The following is a 20,752-nucleotide window of genomic DNA, read 5'->3' as shown; positions in this document are numbered from 1 at the left end:
ATCAAACGGCAGCACCCCGAATCCGGGCGCTGCCCCAGCCTAAACCTGACGAGGTACAGACATTGGCCATCATTCATCCCAAGGTTCGCGGTTTCATCTGCACCACGACTCACCCCAAGGGCTGCGAGCTCAACGTCCGTGACCAGATCGAAGCCACCCGCAAGCTGGGCGTGCGCGAGGATGGTCCGAAGAAAGTCCTGGTGATCGGTGCCTCCAGCGGCTACGGCCTGGCTGCCCGCATCACCGCGGCGTTCGGCTTCAAGGCCGACACCCTGGGCGTGTTCTTCGAAAAACCGGGCACCGAGACCAAGGCCGGTACCGCCGGCTGGTACAACGCCGCCGCCTTCGACAAGTTCGCCAAGGCCGAAGGCCTGTACAGCAAGTCGATCAACGGTGACGCCTTCTCCGACGAAGCCCGCGCCAAGGTCATCGAGCTGATCAAGAACGAAATGGGCGGCCAGGTCGACCTGGTCATCTACTCCCTGGCCTCGCCGGTGCGCAAGCTGCCGCAGACCGGTGAAGTGATCCGCTCGGCCCTGAAGCCGATCGGCCAGCCGTACAAGTCGACCGCCATCGACACCAACAAGGACACCATCATCGAGGCCAGCATCGAGCCGGCCACCGAGCAGGAAATCGCCGATACCGTCACCGTGATGGGTGGCCAGGACTGGGAGCTGTGGATCGACGCCCTGAATGCCGCCGGTGTTCTGGCGCCACAGGCCCGTACCGTGGCCTTCAGCTACATCGGCTCCGACATCACCTGGCCGATCTACTGGGACGGCGCGCTGGGCAAGGCCAAGCAGGACCTGGACGAAACCGCCCAGCGCCTGAGCAAGAAAGTCGGTGGCAGTGCCAACGTGGCTGTGCTCAAGTCCGTGGTTACCCAGGCCAGCTCGGCCATCCCGGTGATGCCGCTGTACCTGTCGATGGTGTTCAAGATCATGCAGGAGAAGGGTATCCACGAAGGTACCCAGCACCAGCTGGATCGCATGTTCCGTGAGCGCATGTACCGTGCGGACGGTGAGCCGGCTGCCCTGGACGACGAAGGCCGTCTGCGTCTGGACGACTGGGAGCTGCGTGATGACGTGCAGGACGCCTGCCGTGCCATGTGGCCGAAGGTGACCACCGAGAATCTGTTCGAGCTGACCGACTACGCCGGTTACAAGAAGCAGTTCCTCAACCTGTTCGGTTTCGAGCGCGCTGACGTCAACTACGACGAAGACGTGGCCACCGACGTACGGTTCGACTGCGTCGAGCTGTAAGCAAGTCCTTGACCGCGCAGCCGTTCATGGCGGCTGCGCGGTTCCCGCCGACGACTTGTTAATATTCTGAAACAAATCCCCCGCTGGCCCTTTGCCATGGGCACCCTCCGCCTGATCTATACCCCAGCTATTGGCCTGGCAATTTCGCTGGCGCCGAGGAGGGAGCAATGGGCGTACTGCAAAAACTACAAGAACGCATCCGCCAGAAGGGCCTCAAGCGCACCTTCAAGACTTTTTTCGAGCGCTACGTGTTTTTCCACTGGGAATTGTTGTGGATGGAGCGCGACCTGATCAGTCCAGTGCCACCGCACAGCCTCAAGGCGCATGCGCCGGTCACTCTGGTGCAAATCACCACAGCCAACGCCGATGCCTTCGCCCGGTATTTCGGCGACCGGGTCGAGACCATGCGCGAACTGGCCGCCGAGGGCCATACCGGGCACATGTACCTGGATGAGCAGGGCGATGCCGTGGCATTCATCTGGGCCAGCGTGGTCGATTACCACGACAAGCATTACTACGGTTGCACCTTCCCGGTGAAACCCGGTGAGTTCTTCGAGTTCGGCGGCGAGATGACCCGGCCGTACTTTGGCAGCGAGTTGTCGGTGACAGCCCAGGTCGAGCTGTGGAACACCATGCGCGAGAAGGGCTGCCACAAGGTGGTGGACGTGGTGGAGACCCACAACGTGCCAGCAATGAAACTGCACCTGCGCATGGGCTACCACGAGCAGGGCCGGGTGATGCATGTGTATGGCCTGTTCGGTCGCTGGAAGCTGTTCCGCGAAACCCGCTACCACGGCTCGCGCCTGGCGGTGCTGCGCAAGCCGGGCGTGGCGCGGGCGCTGCCGACTACCTGAGGGCACAGGACCTGTAGGAGCGGCTTCAGCCGCGATGAAGCCAACGTGGTGTATGGCACCAGCTTCGCTGGTGATCGCGGCTGAAGCCGCTCCTACAAGGAACTTGAGCTGTTCGGGAATTTTTTTGCTAGCGTTGGCGCACGACAACAGCCCGTCCGCCACCGTGGCGCGACGCCGCAGGGAGCGCGCCATGAGCAGCCTCACCCAACCCGCCTGTGCCTTTCGTCATGTCGCCGCCGACGGCTATGGCCTCGGTGGATTTCGCTGGCGCCACGCCGAACCCGACCCTCTGCGTCCACTGGTGATCATCAACGCCGCCACCTCGGTGCGTTGCCGCTACTACTCGCGTTTCGCCGACTACCTGTTCGCCCAGGGCTTTGACGTGCTCACCTACGATTATCGCGGCATCGGCGAGTCGCGCCCGGCCACGCTGCGCGGTTTCCAGGCGTCCTGGAGCGATTGGGGCCGGCTGGACTTCGAAGCGATGTTGCAACTGGCCGCCGCCGAGCATCCGGGCCAGCCGATGCATGTGGTCGGCCACAGCTTCGGCGGCTGGGCGCTCGGGCTGGCGCCGTCGGCGGGGCAGGTGCGCCATGCGCTGCTGGTGGGCGCGCAGTTCGCCTACTGGCGCGATTATGCGCCGGAGCAGCGTTGGCAGCTGTTCGGCAAATGGCACGTGGTGATGCCGCTGTTGACCCGGATGTTCGGCTATTTCCCCGGCAAGCGCCTGGGCTGGCTGGAAGACACTCCGGCCGGCGTGGTGCGCGATTGGGTTGCCCGTACGCCGCGCTACGAGCAGCGGCCCAGTGGGCGTCTATTGTCGGCTACGCCATTTGCCCAGGTACAGGCGGCGACCCTGGCCATCAGCCTGACCGACGATCCGTTTGGCACGGTGGCGGCCACTGAACGGTTGTTGGGGTACCTGCAAACGGGCGAGCGGCGGCATCTGCGGGTGGCGCCTGTGGATATCTCGGTCGGGGAGATCGGACACTTCGCGTTCTTTCACGATCGGTTTCGCGAAAGTCTGTGGCCGATTGCGCTGGAGTGGTTGCACAAGGGGCGCCTTGAGGCTGGTACACCAGGCCGGCTCATCAGTTGATGTCTGGTTGGGGCCGCACAGCGGCCCCATTTGCTATCAGCCCAGGCGCGCAAGTGGCTGGGTGGTGAACTTCACCCCGGCCAGCCCATGCTTGATCAGCGCACGGATATTGCCATGGTCGCTGCCCTCGGGCGTGGCGACCACGCTACGGTAGTGCTCACCGAAGGCCAGCAGTGCTTCCTGATCGCTCAACCCTTCAAGCAGCGCCAGGCCCAGGGTCTTGCACGAGCCCTCGTTCTGCCCGGCGGCGTTATGCACGTCGCCATTGTCGAAGGCCTGGGGCTGGTAGCTGTAGTTCGCGGCGATGAACGCCAGGGTGTCGGCGAAAACGTGTTCGCCGCTGGCGAGGCTGCTGCGCAGGGTGTTCAGGTCAGTCACGGGTTTTTCCTTGTTCGAACGCCGCTTTCTGCTCGGCGCTGGCTTCGTTCTGGTACTGGGCTTTCCATTCGGCATAGGGCATGCCGTATACCTGCTCGCGGGCATCGTCCAGGCTCAGCTCGATCTGGCGATCGTCGGCGGCGGCCTTGAGCCACTTGGACAGGCAGTTGCGGCAGAAGCCGGAGAGGTTCATCAGGTCGATGTTCTGCACGTCGGTACGTTTTTGCAGGTGGTCGACCAGGCGCCGGAACGCGGCGGCTTCGAGTTCGAGCTGTTGTTGTGGGGTCATGGGCGATCTCTTCAGGTCATGCGGTTCTTCAGATGGCGGCCACCGTTGATGACCACCTGGCTGCCGGTGCTGTACTGGCTTTGCAGCAGGAACAGCACGGCGTCGATCAGCGGGCGGGCGCCGGGCTCGAATTCGAGCAGGGCTTTCTTCAGGGTCTGCTGGCGGTACTGTTCGTCGCCGCCTTCCTTGAGGATCAGCAGGCCCGGCAGGATACCGTTGACCCTTACCTTCGGCGCGTACTTTTCGGCGAACGACAGCACCATGTTCTGCAGCGCGGCCTTGGTCGCCGCATAGCCGATATGGCTCTTGCTGCCGCGCGAGGAGGTCTCGTCGCAGATGTGGATGATGTCGGCCTTGTCCACCTTGTTCAGCAGCTCGCCGAGGGCGAGGTTGAGGTGGTAGGGCGCCTCGACGTGCAGGCGGAACATGGTATCGAGGTTGTCCAGACCATCGTCGAGCCACAGCGAGGCATTGTGGATGATCGCACGCAGGCCGTCGTACTCACGTTGCAGGTACTCGATCAGGGCCTGGCGATCTTCGCTGCGGGTCAGGTCGGCCTGGAACTGCCGGATGTTCGGGTGGGTAGCCTGCCCCTGCAAGGTGCGGCTGGCGCTGACCACCGTGTGGCCGGCCTGGGCCAGCTCAAGGGCCAGGGCCAGGCCGACGCGCTGGCTGGCGCCGGTGATGAGGATTGGGCTGTTCATGTTCGGGCGGTCTGTTCGTCTGTCCGTGCGTGATGCCCCAGCATACCCGAACTGCACGGCCTTGCGAGCCTGCACCTCAGCGGCTGCGCAGCTCCTGGGAACGCCCGGCGGCGCGTGGTGTGGCGTTCAGCCAGCCGGCCAGCAGTCGGGTGGACAGCGGGATGAACAGGTACACCATCAATGGCGTCAGGGCCAGGGTGCTGAGCAGCACACGGGGCAGCAGGTCGAGTGGCGCCAGCCAGTGGCCGAACAGCAGGTTGAACAGCAGCGAGACCGGGAAGAACGCCAGCCAGATGGCGGTGGCCTGTTTCCAGCGCGGTGGCTTCTGCACCGTATTGGTGCCGAACCAGTCGTCGATACCGCTCACGCGCCTCTCTTTGGGGCGTTCGAACAGGCCGTTGCCGCGCTCCAGCCATGCCCTGCGCGAGGCAGAATGCTCCCAGGCGTGCATGGTCTGTTCGCTGGCGAAGCGGAAGATGATCTGGAATTCGTCGCCCTCGCTCGGCGGGGCGAGAATGCCCGAGCCCAGGTAGCCGGGAAAGTCGGTGGCCAACTGCTCGCCTTCGTGCAGCCAGGCCAGCAGGTCCTGGTAGCGGCCGCAGGCGGCGCGGCGCGACACCATCAAGGTGACGGGTGGGGTAGACATCGTGTATCTCCTGGCGACGGAGCTGGCGGGTAGCCGGCCCCTTGGCTTGCGGCCCGGGGTGGTGGGCGGCGCAGGCGGGCTTGCAAGAATCGGGCACGGATTATCGCCGATCAATCATGACCGGTCAGTTTCAGGGGGTGGACGGTCGTCAGAAGGTGTTGGGAGCCTGGGCGTGCAGCTCGGGGTGGGCCTTGCGGTGGGCCTGGAGGATGTACTCGCGCAGGCGCTCGACCTCTTCGGCCGGAGTGTGGGTCAGGTCGTAGGCGGCCAGGCGCGGGCCGATGCGTCTGCGCAGCGCGCCGTGCAGGCCGATCGGCGGGATGTCCTCGGCGGCGAAGCGCAGGTTGAATTGCGCAGGGGCTTCAGCCCCACCGCGCACTTCCAGCAGCACACCTTTGAAGGAAATGTCGCGTACCCACAGGTCGCTGGCCTGACCGTGATCGTCCAGCAACGCGGTCGGCTGCTGCAGCGAAAGACGCCAGGGCCTCAGCATGGGGCCGTCCTCGTAGATATCCGGCGAGCCCAGTTGCAGGTGCAGAGCGTGGAACTCGTCCTCGACCAGTTGCAGGGGGAAGCTCAATTGCTGGTTATTGAAACTGGCCTGCAGGGTTACCTGCTCGTTGGCCACCAGACGGGTGAGCAGGTCTTTCAGACGACGGTCGCCATTGACCAGCAGGCTCGACATAGGGTCGGCCAGGTTCAACTGGGGCGAATGCTGCATGTCCTGGATGAAATCCAGTTCGTCCTGGGAGAGTAGGGCGTCTGCTTGCATGGTCTGACTCGAAGGGTCGATCGGTAACGGCGATTTGCTTCACGGCGGTGGACAGTGGCCGGTCTGCTTCGTTCCTGTCATTCGTCGGATAATCCTGAAGCTTGTGACTTTAGCCGGATGCGGCCTTTTGCCACTGTCGAGTGCTAGTATCCTACGTTTTCACTCAGTTTCGGAATCCTCACCCGATGAAAGTCGCCATTATTTCCGGTTCGGTGTACGGCACCGCCGACGAAGTCGCCCGTCACGCCGAGTCGTTGCTCAAGGCCGCCGGCCTTGAAGCCTGGCACGCGGCACGCGCCACCTTGCAGGACATCGAGGGCTTTGGCCCGGACGCGTTGCTGGCGGTGACATCGACTACTGGCATGGGTGAACTGCCCGACAGCCTGATGCCGCTATACAGCACCATTCGTGACGTGCTGCCGGCGGCCTGGCGCGGGTTGCCGGGAGCGGTGATCGGCTTGGGCGATTCGAGCTATGGCGACACCTACTGCGGCGGTGGCGAGCAGATGCGCGAACTGTTTGCCGAGCTTGGGGTAATCGAAGTGCTGCCGATGCTGCGACTCGATGCCAGTGAGACCGTAACACCGGAGACCGATGCCGAACCGTGGCTGGCGGAGTTTGCGGCTGCGCTGAAAGGCTGATATTGCCTGGACCGGCCCCGCGATAGGGTCGGTCGCCTCAATGCATGGCGGAGTCCTCACGCAACAACGCCAGCCACGCCTGCGCCGCCCGCGACAGATACGCCCCGCGCCTCCAGATGAAGGCGATGTCCCACCTAAGGTAATCCGGTGCGCGCAACGGCAAGCGCACCACCCCGGGCCGTTCCAGCGCCCTTGCGACGATTGCCGGTAGCAGCACCACCCCTTGCCCGGCGGCCACCAGCGCGGCAAGAAAGTCCGCCTGGCCGCTACGCCCACCCTCCTTGGGCGTGAAGCCTTCCTGCTGGCAGGCGCTGAGTAGCCGATCGTTGAGCACGAAGCTGCGCTGATACAAGAGGAATGGCGTGTCGGCCAGGTGCGCCAGGGCGACGTCCGCTTGCCCGGCCAAAGGGTGGTCAGCCGGTAACAAGGCCTCCAGCGGCTCATTGCAGAACGGCTGGTAGTCGAACGCCGGATCGTTCGGTGTAAGGCTGCCGCCCAGCTCCAGCTCGCCATTCTTGACCGCCTGCTCGACCATGCGGCTGCCACCTTCGAGCAGTTGGATCGAGATATTCGGATGGCGCCGCCGATACTCGGCGAACAACCCGGCGAACAGCGCATCGCTGCCCAGCAGCGGCAGGCCCAGGCGCAGTTCGCCGCGGGCCATCTGGCTGAGGTCGTCCAGTTCGCTCAGCAGTTCCTGGCGCTGGCGTAGCAGCGCCTCGCCGCGTTCCAGGACGATGCGCCCGGCGGCAGTCAACAGTAACTGTGAGCCTTGGCGCTCCAGCAGTGGCTGGCCGATGTCCTGCTCCAGTTGGGCGACCTGCTTGCTCACCGCCGACTGGCTGATGTGCAAGGTACCCGCCGCCTGGGTGAAGCCGCCTTTGTGGACGACTTCGATGAAACTGCGCAGCTGTTTGAATTCCATGTATGCCGGATTCCGTTTTGGAATGACTGCCAGTCTAACAATTCGCTTCTGGCCTAGGGGACCGACTTTTACAATGGGCCCGTTGTCGAGGAACTCCCGCCCATGAATCCTGCATTATTGAAAAAGACCTTGCGCCTGCTCGCCGAGCTGACAGTGTTGCTGGCGCTGTTCCTGATCGGTGGCCAGCTGGCCGCCTGGCTTGGCTGGCCGATTCCTGGTGGCGTAATGGGCCTGGCGCTACTGCTGGCACTGTTCGCCACCGGCCTGCTCAAACCGGCCACGTTGCAACTGGGTGCCGGCTGGCTGATGGCCGAGATGCTGCTGTTCTTCATTCCCGCGCTGATGAGCCTGCTGGACTACGGCAGCCTGCTGCGCAGCGAAGGCTGGCGCATCCTGCTGGTGATCGCGCTGAGCACGCTGCTGGTGATGGTGGTCACCGCGGTCACGGTCGAGCTGGTGTGCCGTTGGAGGTTGCGCCATGAGCCTTGAACCCATGCCGCTGTTCTGGCTGGCCCTGACCCTGGGCGCCTACCTGGGCAGCCGCTGGCTGTACCGGCGCAGCGGGCGCTACCTGCTGTCGCCGCTGATCCTGGTGCCGGCGCTGCTGCTGGCAGTGGCCGTGCCGCTGCACACCGCCTACGCCGAGTACGCCCGCAACACGCATTGGCTGATGGGCGTGCTGGGCCCGGTCACCGTCGCCTTCGCGGTGCCGATCTGGCAGCAACGAGCACTGCTGGCGCGGCACTGGCCGGCGCTGCTGATGGGCATGCTGGCCGGCAGCGTGGCGTCCATCGGCAGCTCCTGGGCGCTGGCGCACCTGCTGGCGCTGGACGACTCGGTCAGCCTGTCGTTGCTGCCGCGCTCGATCACCACGCCCTTCGCCATGCCCGTGGCCCAGGACCTGGGCGGCGTGCCGGAGCTGACGGCAGTGTTCGTGATGTTCACCGGCGTGCTCGGGGCGCTGTTCGGCGGCATCCTCCTGCGTTGGTTGCCCTTGCGCACTCCGCTGGCGCGGGGCGCGCTGTTCGGCGTCGGTGCCCATGGCGCGGGGGTCAGCCGCGCCCAGGAGGTCGGTCGCGAGGAGGGCTCGGTGGCCGGGCTGGTCATGGTCCTGACCGGGCTGCTCAACCTGCTGGCCGCGCCGTTGCTGATGAAGCTGATCTGACCGTTCGTGCCACTGACTCGTACGGTCATCAGGCTGGCTGCCAAGGCGACTTATCACCTTCGTATTGGCTTCTAGACTGAGCCTCGACATAGAGAGCACATGTAAGTGCCGAGGTGCCATGCAATGAACGCAGCCTTGCCTTCTTCCAACACTTATCCACCGGGACGACCGTGATGCCACTGGCCGAAATTCCATTGTGCGTCTGGCGCACCCGGAGCCAGGGTTTCACCTTCCGGGGCCAGAGCATCCGCTACTGGACGGCAGGGCAAGGAGAGCCCCTGCTATTGCTTCACGGTTTCCCCACGGCCAGCTGGGATTGGCACTACCTGTGGGCACCCCTGACCCAGCGCTTTCGCGTGGTGGCCTGCGATATGCTCGGCTTTGGCGATTCGGCCAAGCCCGCGGACCACGACTACAGCCTGCTCGAGCAGGCCGACCTGCAACAAGCGTTGCTGGCGCACCTGCATATCGACCGACCGGTGCATCTGCTGGCTCACGACTACGGCGGCAGCGTTGCCCAGGAACTACTGGCCCGGCACCACGAACGGCGGCTCGAGGTGGCCAGTTGCGTGTTCCTCAACAGCGGGCTTTTCCCCGAGAGCTGCCGGGTGCTGCTGGTCCAGAAACTGCTGCTTAGCCGCCTCGGCTGGCTGGTCGGGCGCTCGTTCGGGCGTGACGACCTGGTGCGTAACGTCACCCAGATCTATGGCCCATGCACCCATCCCAGCGAGAGCGCCCTGGATGACTACTGGAGCCTGATCGCCTCCAACCGTGGCCCACGGATCTTGCATAAACTGGTCAGCTTCCTGCCGGAGCGCCGGGTTCAGCGCGAGCGCTGGGTTGCCGCGCTGCAACGCCCGGGCGTGCCGCTGCGCTTCATCAATGGCGCGGTCGATCCGTTGTCCGGCGCGCATATGGTCGAGCGCTACCGGGAAATCGTCCCGGACCCGGACACCGTGGTGCTGCAGGGCATTGGCCATTATCCGCATACCGAGGCGCCGGTGCAGGTGCTGCGCCATTATCTGGCCTTTCGTGAACAGCCGATGAGTTATGTGCCGCTGAAGGTCGCGTGGTCCTGAACGGTGATCATCGTCGGGCGTTATCGGGCGGCATTCGCCATGGTGCGCTTGATTGCCCGGCCCGGGCGGCTGGCGGAGACTGCGTTGCATCCCTTCATTGCCAGGAGCCTTGAGCATGAGCGAGCCAGTACGTCTGCAGGATCGAGTGGTCATTGTCACGGGGGCCGGCGGCGGCCTGGGCCGGGCCCATGCGCTGCTGTTCGCCGCGCGCGGCGCGCGGGTGGTGGTCAATGACCTGGGCGGGTCGACCCATGGTGAAGGCGCCAACGCCTCGGCGGCCGATCGCGTGGTGGAGGAAATCCGCGCCGCGGGCGGTTCGGCGATCGCCAACCATGACTCGGTGACCGACGGCGCGCGCATTGTCGAGCAGGCCCTGGACACCTTTGGCCGGGTCGATGTACTGGTGAACAACGCTGGCATCCTGCGCGACAAGACCTTCCACAAGATGGAAGACAGCGACTGGGAGCTGGTCTACCGCGTGCATGTCGAAGGCGCCTACAAGGTCACCCACGCCGCCTGGCCGCACCTGCGGGCGCAGAACTGGGGGCGGGTGATCTTCACTTCGTCCACCTCGGGCATCTATGGCAATTTCGGCCAGGCCAACTACGGCATGGCCAAGCTCGGCCTCTACGGGCTGACCCGCACCCTGGCCATCGAAGGCCGCAAGCACGGCATCCTGGTCAACGCCATCGCCCCGACCGGTGGCACGCGCATGACCGAGGGGCTGATTCCGCCGCAGGTGTTCGACCGGCTGCAGCCTGAGTTGATCAGCCCGTTGGTGGTGTACCTGGGCAGCGAGCAGTGCCAGGACAGCGGTGAGCTGTTCGAGGTGGGTGGCGGCTGGGTGGGCAAGCTGCGCTGGGAGCGCAGCCAGGGTGTGGGCTTCGATCCACGTGAAGGGTTCACGCCCGAGCAGGTGGCGGACAACTGGGCGCGGATTGGTGATTTCGAGGGAGCAGGGCACCCGCAGGACAGCCTGCAGGCGTTGCAGCAGATGATGGCGAACCTGCAGAAGTATCCGTTGGGTTGAACAATGCCGGGGCCGCGCTGCGGCCCTTTCGCCGGCAAGCCGGCTCCCACAGAGATCGCACCAGCTTGTGGTCGGCTTGCCGGTGATGAGCCTGGCGCCGACCTTGCGATTCTTGCAGAAATAAAAAAGGCCGCTGCAATCGCAGCGGCCAATCGAGACGTTAGATCAAGGAGCTTCAAAATCAACGTCGGTGAACCTGGGCGGGCCCGAAAAGCAGGGGGGAGAGCCCTTCGTGCCGGCCAGTGACATCAGAATAAGCGCATGATCCCGTGGGAAAAATAGTGGCTTATGACATTCACCTTTACGTTTCGGGTAAAAGTGCGAGGCGAACTATAGTCAGCCTTCGCAGGAAAAGTCCGTAATGCTTTGTAAGCCATTTCACTGATCCGCGCCGTATCCCATTCGCCAGCTGGTGGCCTGGGTGGCGGCAAGTAGACGCCGCGCAGCTGGGCCGTGCTCGTCAGCATGGAAGATCGAGGTAGGGCCAACTACGGTCATCACCGCGGCGATCTGGCCCATGGCGTTGAACACCGGCGCGGACAGTGCGTCCACTCCCGGCATCAGCAAGCCATGTACATGGTGCAGGCCGCGCTGGCGGATCTGCTCGAGCAGGGGCGCATAGTCGTTCGCCGTCTGGCCGAGCGCAGCCAGTTCCCGGTCGCGCAACTCCACGGTCTCGCGCTCGGGCAGGTGCGCGGCGAACACCAGCCCGGTGGACGAGCTGAGCAACGGCAGCACCGAGCCGATCTGGGTCACCACCGTCACCGCCCGCACCGCCGGCTCGATGCTCACCACCGTTGCGCCCTGGTTGCCCCACACGGCGATGAAGCAGCTTTCGTTGAGCTCGTCGCGTAGTTGCGACAGCGGCAGCGCCGCCACCTTCAGCACATCGATGCTGCCCAGTGCCGCCATGCCAACGCGCAGTGCCTCGCGGCCGAGGCCGTAGTGGTTGGTGGCCGCATCCTGCTCGGCGAAGCCACTGGCGATCAGCGCCTGCAGGTAGCGATGCACCTTGCTCGCCGGCATGTCGACATGTTCGGCCAGGCGCGATAGCGAGGTGGAGGGGGAGAGTTCGGCCAGAGCCTTGAGGATGTCGGTACCGACTTCCGCCGAGCGGACCTTCTGTTTGCCGTTGTCGGTGCTACTGCTGGCTTTGGCCATGGGCGACTTCTATGCAGATTTCATGGGGTGGCGCCTTTATAGCTTGACGCCTGCGCGCGGGCAAATTACGTTATTCGTAATCTGATTACGATAAAAACAATGCAGACGCGCTGCCGCCCTTGGTGCCGGTTTCAGGATCGGGCTGCGCAGCCAGCTGCCTGAAACGGCTCCCAGCAGCCCGGAGGCACCGATGACCCGCGACACTTTCCCTTCACTCGAGTACCTGAGCGGCTTCGGCAACGAATTCGCCAGCGAAGCCTTGCCCGGCGCCCTGCCGATCGGGCAGAACTCGCCGCAGAAGGCCCCTTATGGGCTGTACGCCGAGCTGCTGTCGGGCACTGCCTTCACCATGACCCGCAGCGAGTTGCGCCGTACCTGGCTGTACCGCATTCGTCCGTCGGCCCTGCACCCGCGCTTCGAGCGTCTGGAGCGCCAGCCGCTGACCGGGCCGTTGGGAGGCGTCAATCCCAATCGCCTGCGTTGGAGCCCGCAACCGATCCCGTCCGAACCGACCGACTTTATCGACGGCTGGCTGCCGATGGTGGCTAACTCGGCGTCGGAAAAACCTGCCGGGGTGAGCATCTACATCTACCGCGCCAACCGTTCCATGGAGCGGGTGTTCTTCAACGCCGATGGCGAGTTGTTGCTGGTGCCCGAGCAAGGCCGCCTGCGCATCGCCACCGAACTGGGCGTGCTTGAGGTCGAGCCGCTGGAGATCGCGGTGATCCCGCGGGGCATGAAGTTCCGGGTCGAACTGCTCGATGCCCAGGCCCGTGGCTACATTGCCGAGAACCACGGCGCGCCGCTGCGCATCCCTGACCTTGGCCCGATCGGCAGCAATGGCCTGGCCAACCCGCGTGACTTCCTCACCCCGGTCGCCCATTACGAAGAGAGCACCGGCCCGGTGCAGCTGGTGCAGAAATTCCTCGGCGAACACTGGGCCTGCGAGCTGCAGCACTCGCCCCTGGACGTGGTCGCCTGGCACGGCAGCAACGTGCCGTACAAATACGACCTGCGCCGCTTCAACACCATCGGCACGGTCAGCTTCGACCACCCCGACCCGTCTATCTTCACCGTGCTGACCTCGCCGACCAGCGTGCATGGCATGGCCAACATGGACTTCGTGATCTTCCCGCCGCGCTGGATGGTGGCCGAGAACACCTTCCGTCCACCATGGTTCCACCGCAACCTGATGAACGAGTTCATGGGCCTGATCCACGGTGCCTACGACGCCAAGGCCGAAGGCTTCCTGCCTGGTGGCGCTTCGCTGCACGGGGTGATGAGCGCCCACGGCCCCGACGCCGAGACCTGCGACAAGGCCATCTCGGTGGACCTGGCGCCGCACAAGATCGACAACACCATGGCCTTCATGTTCGAGACCAGCCAGGTGCTGCGCCCGAGCCGCCAGGCCCTCGAAAGCCCGCAGTTGCAGGCCGACTACGATAGTTGCTGGGCCACCTTGCCGAGCACCTTCAACCCGAACCGGAGATAACCGATGAACCATACCGCCATTGCCCGTAGCTGGGTCGAGCACGCCAACGGGCACCGCGACTTCCCGTTGCAGAACCTGCCCCTGGGCATCTTCAGCCGCCCAGGGCAGGCGCCACGTTGCGGCGTGGCCATCGGTGACGCGATCCTCGACCTCGAGGCCGTGCTGGCCGCCGGGTTGTTCGAGGGGGCGGCCAAGGCTGCCGTCGAAGCCACCGTCGGTGGTGCGCTGAATGCCTTCTTCGCCCTTGGCCGCGGGGCCCGTGTCGCCCTGCGCGAGCGCCTGCTGGTGCTGCTGGGCGAGGGTAGCGAGGACCAGGCGGCGCTGAAGGCCGCGCTGTACCCGGCTGATGAATGCCAGCTGCACCTGCCGGCGAAGATCGGTGACTACACCGACTTCTACGTCGGCATCGAGCACGCCAAGAACGTCGGTAAGCTGTTCCGCCCGGACAACCCGTTGCTGCCCAACTACAAGCACGTGCCGATCGGCTACCACGGCCGCGCCTCGACCATCCGCCCGTCCGGCACCGACGTGCGCCGGCCCAAGGGCCAGACCCTGCCGGCGGGCCAGGCCGAGCCGAGCTTCGGCCCGTGTGCGCGCCTGGACTACGAACTGGAACTGGGCATCTGGATTGGCCAGGGCAACGACATGGGCCAGCCGATCCCGATCGGTGACGCCGCCGAACACGTGGCCGGCTTCTGCCTGCTCAACGACTGGTCGGCGCGCGATATCCAGGCCTGGGAATACCAGCCGTTGGGCCCGTTCCTGTCCAAGAGCTTCATCACCACGGTGTCGCCGTGGGTGGTCACCGCCGAAGCCCTGGAGCCGTTCCGTTGCGCCCAGCCGGCCCGTCCGGAGGGTGACCCGCAGCCGCTGTCGTACCTGCTGGACAAGCGCGACCAGGCCGGCGGCGCCTTCGACATCGAACTGGAAGTGCTGCTGCTGACCGCGAACATGCGCGAGCAGAGCCTGCCGGCCCACCGCCTCACCCTGAGCAACACCCGCAGCATGTACTGGACCGTGGCACAGATGGTCGCCCACCACAGCGTCAACGGCTGCCAGCTGCAACCGGGCGACCTGTTCGGCTCGGGCACCCTGTCGGGCGCGGCGCCGGGCTCGTTCGGCAGCCTGCTGGAGATCACTGAAGGCGGCAAGCAACCGGTGGAGCTGGCCAGCGGCGAAGTGCGCAAGTTCCTCGAGGACGGCGACGAGATCATCCTGCGCGCCCGTTGCGTGCGCGATGGCGTGGCCAGCATCGGCTTCGGCGAATGCCGTGGCACCATCGTCGCGGCCGGCTGAGGAGGGCAGGGCGATGGAACTGTTCACCTACTACCGCTCCACCTCTTCGTATCGGGTGCGCATCGCCCTGGCGCTCAAGGGCCTGGATTACCAGGCCGAGCCTGTGAACCTGCTCAAGGGCGAGCAGCGCGGCGCGGACTACCTGGCGCTCAATCCGCAAGGGCGGGTGCCGGCCCTGCGTACTGACGCTGGCGAGTTGCTGGTGCAGTCGCCGGCGATCATCGAATACCTCGAAGAGGCGTATCCACAGCCGGCGCTGCTGCCGGCCGCTGCCGAGGCTCGGGCCAAGGTTCGCGGCGTGGCGGCGATCATTGGTTGCGACATTCATCCGTTGCACAACGTCAGCGTGCTCAACCAGCTGCGTCAGTTGGGGCACGACGAGGCCCAGGTCAACCAGTGGATCGGCCACTGGATCAGCCAGGGGCTGGCGGCGGTGGAGCAGCTGATCGGCGATGAGGGCTTCTGCTTCGGGGCGACGCCAGGCCTGGCCGACGTCTACCTGATCCCGCAGTTGTACGCGGCCGAGCGTTTCAACATCGACCTCGGTGGCTACCCGCGCATTCGCCGGGTGGCCGCCCTGGCCGAGCAGCACCCGGCCTTCCATCAGGCCCATCCGGCGAGGCAGCCCGACACGCCCGACTGATCGCCACCGCCCGCACCTGCACTCATAACAACAAAAGACAGGGACCTTGCGATGCACAACCAGATAGCCAGCTTTCGCGCGGCGCTCGACGCGCGCCCGGTGTCACCCTACCAGTGGCGCCTGCTGCTGCTGTTGATCCTGCTATTGGTCACCGATGGTTATGACGCCCAGGTGCTGGGCTATGTGATCCCCGCGCTGGCCCAGGACTGGGGCCTGGAGAAGGCCGCGTTCGGGCCGGTGTTTAGCGCCAACCTGCTGGGGCTGACGGTCGGTTCGCTGGCGGTGACGCCACTGGCCGACCGCTTCGGCGTGCGCCGGGTGCTGCTGTGCTGCGTGCTGCTGTACGCCAGCCTGACGCTGCTGATGGTGTTCGCCTCATCCCTCGACAGCCTGATGCTGGCGCGCTTTCTCTGCGGTATCGGCATGGGCGGCGCGATGCCCAGCGCCATGGCGCTGATGGCCGACTATGCGCCGCCCCGACTGCGCACCTTGATGGTCACCCTGGCGGCCTGCGGTTTCTCGCTGGGTGGCGCTGCTGGGGGCTTCGTCGCCGCGGGCTTCATCGATCATTACGGCTGGCAGGCAGTGTTCCTCGCCGGCGGCGTGGCGCCCTTGCTGCTGTTTCCGTTCCTGGCGCTGTTCCTGCCCGAGTCGCTGCCGCGCCTGCTGCGCGACGCCCCGCCCTATGCACGGCTGCAACGGGTTACCGCTCGCCTGCTGCCGGGCTGGCAGGTGCCGGCGGCGCGCATCGCCACCGACGAGCCGACGGACAGCAAGCTCACCGTGGTGGCGTTGTTCCGCGACGGTTTTGCCCGCCCGACCCTGCTGCTGTGGAGCACTTTCTTCGTCAGCCTGATCCTGTTGTACTTCATGATCAGCTGGCTGCCGTCGCTGCTGCAGGAAAGCGGGCTGGCGCTGAACCAGGCCAACCTGGTGACCTCGCTGTTCCTGTTCGCCGGCACCTTCGGCGCGGTGTGCCTGGCCTGGTGTGCCGACCGTATGGCCAACAAGGCATATCTGCTGGCCGGTGTGCTACTGGGTGCGGCGCTTTTTAGCGTACTGGTCGGCCTCAATCATGACGACCCGCGCTGGCTGGTGCCCAGTGTGTTCGCCGCCGGGTTCTGCATCATTGGCGGGCAGTTGACGCTTAATGCCTTCGTCAGCAACTTCTATCCGGCCCAGGTGCGCGCCACCGGTACCGGCTGGGCATTGGGTGTCGGGCGTTTCGGCTCGATCCTCGGACCGTTGCTTGGCAGTCTGCTGCTGACGTTGCACATGCCTGTGGAGCAGATCTTCTTCTTCTGCGCCGTGCCGGCGCTGCTCGGCGCGCTGCTGATCAGCCGGGTACGCGCACCGCAGCCGCGCGAAGCGACGGTCAAGGGCGAGGCATTAGTGGATTGAGCGCTTGCCGTTGGGCAACTGGCCGAGGCGTTCCGTGAGTTTCAGGCGCTGCACCGGGTCGTCGGTCAGCAGCAGGGCGTGCTCCAGGTCGAAGCGCTCTGCCTGGGGGCAGTCCAGGTGCTGGTACAGCGTGGCCCGGGCCAGGTAGTCGCCGACCTGTGCCGGGCCCAGTTGCATGACCCGTTCGGCATCGACCAGCGCCGCGAGGTCGTTGTCGTTGCTGATATGCAACTGTCGAAGGTTGCGTGACAGGCGCTGGAGCATCTGCATCGGCGAGGCGCTGCGCAGGTGTTCGGCGGTTAGCGGCAGCTGTGGGCCGAACTGGCGGGCGAGCAGTTCGCGGCAGTCGTTGGGGTACAGGCGCCGGCCGCCGCAAGGGTCGAGCAGGTGGTCGGCACCGGGCACGCGCAGCAGGAAGTGGCCGGGAAAGTTCACGCCCTCCAGGGGGATCGACAGGCGGCGAGCCAGTTCAAGGGCGAGGATCGCCAGCAGCAGAGGTTGGCCACGTCGGCGTTGCAGCACTTTGTCCATCAAGGCCACGTGTGGGCGCAACGGGTGGTACTCGTCCTGCTGGTAGCCCAGTGCGTTGAGTTGACGCAGCAGGGGCTGGGCCAGTTCGTTGACCGGTAGCATCGGCAGGCTGGTGCTGACTTCGCGTTGCAGCTCATGCAGCCTGGCCAGGCTGGCCGCGGGCTCGACAGTGCGGTCATGCTCGGCGGCGATCCACAGGGCGGCTTCCAGCAGGGCGACCGGCTCGCGTTCCAGGCAGGCCAGGCAGGCTTGGCGTGGGTTCATGGGGCTTCTCCATCACGCTTAACTTGTAGCCCTGGCGCGGCTTTTCGTCCAGTGGTCCGCCGGCGCGGTGTGCGGCCTTGACCTGTTTATACTGGTGGGAGCACCTCTCGGGGGAGCCCGTCGATGTTCGCGCTCATGCAAAGCACCCGCACCCAGTCACTGCACCTGTTCATCGACCCGCCCACGGGTTTGAAGGCAGTGGTGGCGATTCACAGTGAGCAACTGGGCCCGGCCATGGGCGGCTGTCGCTACCTGCCCTATGCCGATGACGAGAGCGCCATGACCGATGCCATCCGCCTGGCCCAGGGCATGAGCTACAAGGCGGCTTTGGCTGGCCTACCGATGGGCGGCGGTAAGGCGGTGATCGTGCGCAATCCGCATGTGGAGAACCGTGCAGCGCTGTTCGAGGCATTCGGGCGCTTCGTCGACACGCTACAGGGACGTTTCATCACTGCGGTGGACAGCGGCACCTCGACCCTCGACATGGACTGCATCGCCCAGGCCACTCCCTACGTCACCAGCACCACTGCCTCGGGCGATCCTTCGCCCCATGCGGCGCTGGGCGTGTTCGCCGGCATCCGCGCCACCTCCATGGCCAGGCTTGGCAGTGACAACCTGGAGGGGCTGCGAGTGGCGGTGCAAGGGTTGGGCAACGTCGGCTATGCGCTGGCCGAGCAACTGCATGCGGCGGGTGCCGAATTGCTGGTCAGCGACCTGGATTCAGGCAAGGTTCGCCTGGCGGTGGAGCAGCTCAATGCCCACCCGGTGGCCCATGAGGCCTTGATCAGTACGCCGTGCGATATCTTTGCGCCGTGTGGCGTTGGGCCGGTGTTGAATGGGCAGAGCGTAATGCAACTACGCTGCGCGGCGGTGGCGGGGTCGGCGAACAACCAGTTGACCACGCTGCAGGTGGCCGACCAGTTGGAGAGCCGGGGCATCCTGTATGCGCCGGATTACGTGATCAATGCCGGTGGGCTGATCTATGTGGCGCTGACCCATCGGGGCGAGGGGCTGGGGACCATTACCGCGCACCTCGCGCGGATACCTTCGCGGCTGACCGAAGTGTTCGCCCATGCCCAGGCGGAGAAACGTTCGCCGGCACGGGTGGCGCAGATGCTGGCGGAAAGATTGCTGTACGGCTGAAAGCCATTTCGCGGGGCAAGCCCGCGCCCACGAGATTTTCCATGGATGCGGGCCGTGCGGGCTTGCCCCGCGATGGCGTCATTCCACCGCGCCGCCTTCGAGCAGCTCCGCCAGCGCATCGGGCTGGCTCTTGAATGCCCGGGCGAACACATCGCGGTTCTTGGCCATGTAGATGCCGGCTTCCTCGACCTGCTGCTCGCTCATCGAAGGCACGGCCTTGTGCAATACCTCGGCCAGGCGTTCGGCCAGCTCGAGCATCTTGTCGTGACGGTCTGCTTCGGCCTTATCCATGAACAAGCGCTCCGGGTCGCGGCTGCTGCGGTACACCACTTCGACGGCCATTCATCACCTCTGTGCCTTTTTGCTGATTGGGTTGCGGATAACTGTATTTTTATACAGTACATCGCCAGGCCATCACCCTGCAACCGCAATGATGGCCAGGCAAACTGAAAATCAGCGTAGCCCACAGGTGCCCTGCGGCAATCGACCGCCTTCCAAGACAGGGGCCGTGGCCCTTTAACTGCATGGCACAAGACTTTCAGCCGTATCGGGGAATCGAACATCGTGAACATCAAATGGGCAGAAAAGCTGCGCAAGGGCCTGCACGGCTCCGCCGACTCGCTGGGCAACCTGTGTGTGGAGGCCTTCCACTACCTGGCGCTGTTCGGTATCGGCGCGATCACCGCCTATGCGGCAGTGGTGACCTTCCTGGACATGCTGGGCAAGGGCGGGGTCAGCGTCGATGACATCCTGCTGCTGTTCATCTACCTGGAGCTGGGGGCGATGGTGGGGATCTACTTCAAGACCAACCACATGCCGATCCGCTTCCTGCTCTACGTGGCGATCACCGCGCTTACGCGTTTGTTGATCGGCGATGTCTCGCACCACAAGGCGCCGGATGTCGGCTTGCTGTATGTGTGCGGCGGTATCCTGCTGCTGGCCTTCGCCATCCTGGTGGTGCGCTATGCGTCGTACCGCTACCCGTCGACCAAGGCGCTGGATGCCAGCGGCAAGGAAGTGGACGAGGGCAAATAGCCCTCAGTTGGCCAGACCGGCGCCAGGGAAGCGGCGCTCGCTGTGCGCGGGGCGGGTCAGGGCGGCGAGCACTTCCAGCGGGTTCTGCCCCAGCTCGATGGCCAGGCCCAGGCGGATGCTGTCGATGACCCGCTGCAGGCGCACCGGGTCATTGCGCTGGGCCTGGCTGATCAGGCGCTTGGCAACCACGCCGCTGTCGTCGGAGAGGGTCAGCATGATGCTGCCGTCCAGGCGTTCGATGCTCAGGTTGACCCGGTACTCCGGGGCGAAGGCGGCGCTGATGTGATCGAAAGGGTTGTTCATGGTCGGGTTCTGCAATGAGTGATTGCAGAAGTTGACCGGGCGCGGCCGAGGTTGGTTCAGGCCCGCTGATCGGTGAACAATGAAAACGCCCGGCGCAAGGCCGGGCGTTCTTGTCTGAACCGTTGTCGGTCAGGCGTCTGGGTCACTCAGTTCCAGGGCGCCGCGCTTGCTGCGCAGCTTGCCGTAGAAGTGCTCCAGGGCGTGGTTCAGTTTGCTGGCGGCGCCATCGACGGCATGTTCCAGCGAAGTGGCGGTGTGGGTCACGGAAATCGGTTGGTGACCCTTCGGGCGAGCCTCCATCTGGCAGCGTTTGTCGTGGGGACCGGGCTTGGCGCCGTTTTCGTCGCGCAGGTGGACTTCAATGCGGGTGAGGTCGTCCTCGTAACGTTCGAGGCTGCTTTGCAGAGTGCTGCGGACCCATTGGTCGAGACGGATGTTGCCTTCGATATGGTTGCTGCTGTTGACCTGGATTTGCATGATTCAATCCTTATTCAGCTTGCTCGCGAGAGGCGCGCCTAGGCCACTGAGGGCGTTGGTTTTTCTGCGCCTCTTGACTCTAAAGTCAGGCAAGCGCCGGACGAATTCAAGCCCTTTCTGAAAATAAATTTCCTGTTGCAATTCGTTCCGCTCACAACGATG

At 64.9% G+C, this 20,752-nt stretch carries 25 protein-coding genes; 14 read left to right on the top strand and 11 right to left on the bottom strand.

From position 1 onward, the window contains the following. The first annotated feature begins 62 nt into the window (after positions 1-62). From fabV to KSS90_RS21760, 3 genes are all read left to right on the top strand, one after another. Positions 63-1,262 carry an enoyl-ACP reductase FabV gene (gene fabV / locus KSS90_RS21770; RefSeq protein WP_217867225.1) on the top strand — a complete coding sequence of 400 codons (1,200 nt, stop codon included), beginning with the start codon at positions 63-65 and terminating at the stop codon, positions 1,260-1,262. A gap of 167 nt (positions 1,263-1,429) precedes the next feature. Then, the gene (locus tag KSS90_RS21765) at positions 1,430-2,116 is read left to right on the top strand and encodes a GNAT family N-acetyltransferase (RefSeq protein WP_217867224.1); all 687 of its coding nucleotides are present in this window, start codon (positions 1,430-1,432) and stop codon (positions 2,114-2,116) included. Between the two features lie 190 nt (positions 2,117-2,306). Next, a complete protein-coding gene (locus KSS90_RS21760; RefSeq protein WP_217867223.1) occupies positions 2,307-3,215 on the top strand; it encodes an alpha/beta hydrolase family protein in 909 nt (302 codons plus the stop codon). 36 nt (positions 3,216-3,251) lie between these two features. On the opposite strand, the gene KSS90_RS21755 is transcribed toward KSS90_RS21760, so the two are convergent. From KSS90_RS21755 to KSS90_RS21735, 5 genes are all read right to left on the bottom strand, one after another. Then, a complete protein-coding gene (locus tag KSS90_RS21755; RefSeq protein WP_023630528.1) occupies positions 3,252-3,593 on the bottom strand; it encodes a HopJ type III effector protein in 342 nt (113 codons plus the stop codon). Continuing rightward, positions 3,586-3,882 (bottom strand): DUF1244 domain-containing protein, encoded by a 297-nt coding sequence (locus KSS90_RS21750; protein ID WP_217867222.1) that lies wholly within the window; start codon positions 3,880-3,882, stop codon positions 3,586-3,588. Before KSS90_RS21750 ends, KSS90_RS21755 begins: the two co-directional genes overlap by 8 nt. A gap of 11 nt (positions 3,883-3,893) precedes the next feature. Beyond that, entirely contained in the window at positions 3,894-4,586 is a 693-nt protein-coding gene (gene folM / locus KSS90_RS21745) for a dihydromonapterin reductase (RefSeq protein WP_217867221.1), read from the bottom strand. Between the two features lie 76 nt (positions 4,587-4,662). Next, positions 4,663-5,232: a putative antibiotic biosynthesis monooxygenase gene (locus tag KSS90_RS21740; RefSeq protein ID WP_217867220.1), complete on the bottom strand. Its 570-nt coding sequence runs from the start codon at positions 5,230-5,232 to the stop codon at positions 4,663-4,665. 148 nt (positions 5,233-5,380) lie between these two features. Next, positions 5,381-6,004: a hypothetical protein gene (locus tag KSS90_RS21735; protein ID WP_046857096.1), complete on the bottom strand. Its 624-nt coding sequence runs from the start codon at positions 6,002-6,004 to the stop codon at positions 5,381-5,383. A gap of 185 nt (positions 6,005-6,189) precedes the next feature. Between KSS90_RS21735 and KSS90_RS21730 the strand changes: the two genes are divergently transcribed. Next, a complete protein-coding gene (locus tag KSS90_RS21730) occupies positions 6,190-6,645 on the top strand; it encodes a flavodoxin (protein ID WP_217867219.1) in 456 nt (151 codons plus the stop codon). A 37-nt stretch (positions 6,646-6,682) separates the two neighbouring features. On the opposite strand, the gene KSS90_RS21725 is transcribed toward KSS90_RS21730, so the two are convergent. After that, positions 6,683-7,570, bottom strand: a complete 888-nt coding sequence (locus KSS90_RS21725; protein ID WP_217867218.1) for a LysR family transcriptional regulator — start codon at positions 7,568-7,570, stop codon at positions 6,683-6,685. A gap of 102 nt (positions 7,571-7,672) precedes the next feature. Between KSS90_RS21725 and KSS90_RS21720 the strand changes: the two genes are divergently transcribed. The 4 genes from KSS90_RS21720 to KSS90_RS21705 all read left to right on the top strand — a co-directional run bounded on the left by KSS90_RS21720 (position 7,673) and on the right by KSS90_RS21705 (position 10,844). Continuing rightward, the gene (locus KSS90_RS21720) at positions 7,673-8,059 is read left to right on the top strand and encodes a CidA/LrgA family protein (protein WP_217867217.1); all 387 of its coding nucleotides are present in this window, start codon (positions 7,673-7,675) and stop codon (positions 8,057-8,059) included. Continuing rightward, positions 8,049-8,735: an LrgB family protein gene (locus tag KSS90_RS21715; RefSeq protein WP_217867216.1), complete on the top strand. Its 687-nt coding sequence runs from the start codon at positions 8,049-8,051 to the stop codon at positions 8,733-8,735. The genes KSS90_RS21720 and KSS90_RS21715 overlap by 11 nt, the downstream gene beginning before the upstream one ends. Positions 8,736-8,908: 173 nt before the next feature. Beyond that, complete coding sequence (locus KSS90_RS21710) at positions 8,909-9,814, top strand: alpha/beta fold hydrolase (protein ID WP_217867215.1); 906 nt, start codon at positions 8,909-8,911, stop codon at positions 9,812-9,814. Between the two features lie 115 nt (positions 9,815-9,929). Next, a complete protein-coding gene (locus KSS90_RS21705) occupies positions 9,930-10,844 on the top strand; it encodes an SDR family oxidoreductase (protein ID WP_217867214.1) in 915 nt (304 codons plus the stop codon). Positions 10,845-11,222: 378 nt separating this feature from the next. Here the strand turns inward: KSS90_RS21705 and KSS90_RS21700 are convergent, their stop codons facing one another. Further along, complete coding sequence (locus KSS90_RS21700) at positions 11,223-12,005, bottom strand: IclR family transcriptional regulator (RefSeq protein WP_217867213.1); 783 nt, start codon at positions 12,003-12,005, stop codon at positions 11,223-11,225. Between the two features lie 190 nt (positions 12,006-12,195). Here KSS90_RS21700 and hmgA point away from each other — a divergent pair, with 190 nt between their 5' ends. Genes hmgA through KSS90_RS21680 form a run of 4 tightly spaced genes read left to right on the top strand, consistent with a single transcriptional unit; the run spans position 12,196 to position 16,837 of the window. Next, positions 12,196-13,497 (top strand): homogentisate 1,2-dioxygenase, encoded by a 1,302-nt coding sequence (hmgA, locus tag KSS90_RS21695; protein ID WP_217867212.1) that lies wholly within the window; start codon positions 12,196-12,198, stop codon positions 13,495-13,497. Positions 13,498-13,500: 3 nt separating this feature from the next. After that, positions 13,501-14,793 (top strand): fumarylacetoacetase, encoded by a 1,293-nt coding sequence (gene fahA / locus KSS90_RS21690; protein WP_217867211.1) that lies wholly within the window; start codon positions 13,501-13,503, stop codon positions 14,791-14,793. Positions 14,794-14,806: 13 nt separating this feature from the next. Beyond that, complete coding sequence (maiA, locus tag KSS90_RS21685; protein ID WP_217867210.1) at positions 14,807-15,436, top strand: maleylacetoacetate isomerase; 630 nt, start codon at positions 14,807-14,809, stop codon at positions 15,434-15,436. A 51-nt stretch (positions 15,437-15,487) separates the two neighbouring features. Then, the gene (locus tag KSS90_RS21680; protein ID WP_217867209.1) at positions 15,488-16,837 is read left to right on the top strand and encodes an MFS transporter; all 1,350 of its coding nucleotides are present in this window, start codon (positions 15,488-15,490) and stop codon (positions 16,835-16,837) included. Here KSS90_RS21680 and KSS90_RS21675 read toward each other — a convergent pair. Beyond that, entirely contained in the window at positions 16,826-17,632 is an 807-nt protein-coding gene (locus tag KSS90_RS21675; RefSeq protein WP_217867208.1) for a SirB1 family protein, read from the bottom strand. The two genes, KSS90_RS21680 and KSS90_RS21675, sit on opposite strands and share 12 nt — an antisense overlap. Positions 17,633-17,755: 123 nt before the next feature. On the opposite strand from KSS90_RS21675, the gene KSS90_RS21670 reads away from it, so the two are divergent. Beyond that, a complete protein-coding gene (locus KSS90_RS21670; RefSeq protein WP_217867207.1) occupies positions 17,756-18,775 on the top strand; it encodes a Leu/Phe/Val dehydrogenase in 1,020 nt (339 codons plus the stop codon). Between the two features lie 78 nt (positions 18,776-18,853). On the opposite strand, the gene KSS90_RS21665 is transcribed toward KSS90_RS21670, so the two are convergent. After that, positions 18,854-19,117: a YebG family protein gene (locus KSS90_RS21665; protein WP_023631474.1), complete on the bottom strand. Its 264-nt coding sequence runs from the start codon at positions 19,115-19,117 to the stop codon at positions 18,854-18,856. A 222-nt stretch (positions 19,118-19,339) separates the two neighbouring features. Between KSS90_RS21665 and KSS90_RS21660 the strand changes: the two genes are divergently transcribed. Beyond that, a complete protein-coding gene (locus KSS90_RS21660) occupies positions 19,340-19,810 on the top strand; it encodes a phosphate-starvation-inducible protein PsiE (protein WP_031315617.1) in 471 nt (156 codons plus the stop codon). Positions 19,811-19,813: 3 nt separating this feature from the next. Here KSS90_RS21660 and KSS90_RS21655 read toward each other — a convergent pair whose 3' ends face one another. Both KSS90_RS21655 and KSS90_RS21650 read right to left on the bottom strand, forming a co-directional pair. After that, on the bottom strand, positions 19,814-20,113 hold the full coding sequence (locus KSS90_RS21655; protein ID WP_217867206.1) for a DUF3509 domain-containing protein: 300 nt from the start codon (positions 20,111-20,113) through the stop codon (positions 19,814-19,816). Positions 20,114-20,242: 129 nt separating this feature from the next. Continuing rightward, positions 20,243-20,590: an HPF/RaiA family ribosome-associated protein gene (locus KSS90_RS21650; RefSeq protein WP_023630676.1), complete on the bottom strand. Its 348-nt coding sequence runs from the start codon at positions 20,588-20,590 to the stop codon at positions 20,243-20,245. Between the last annotated feature and the right edge of the window lie 162 nt (positions 20,591-20,752).

The organism is Pseudomonas maumuensis, from assembly GCF_019139675.1.
GTDB classification, from domain to species: Bacteria; Pseudomonadota; Gammaproteobacteria; order Pseudomonadales; family Pseudomonadaceae; genus Aquipseudomonas; species Aquipseudomonas maumuensis.
Note: the sequence above shows the minus strand (reverse complement) of the source record. Positions and strands in the feature narration are given on the sequence as shown.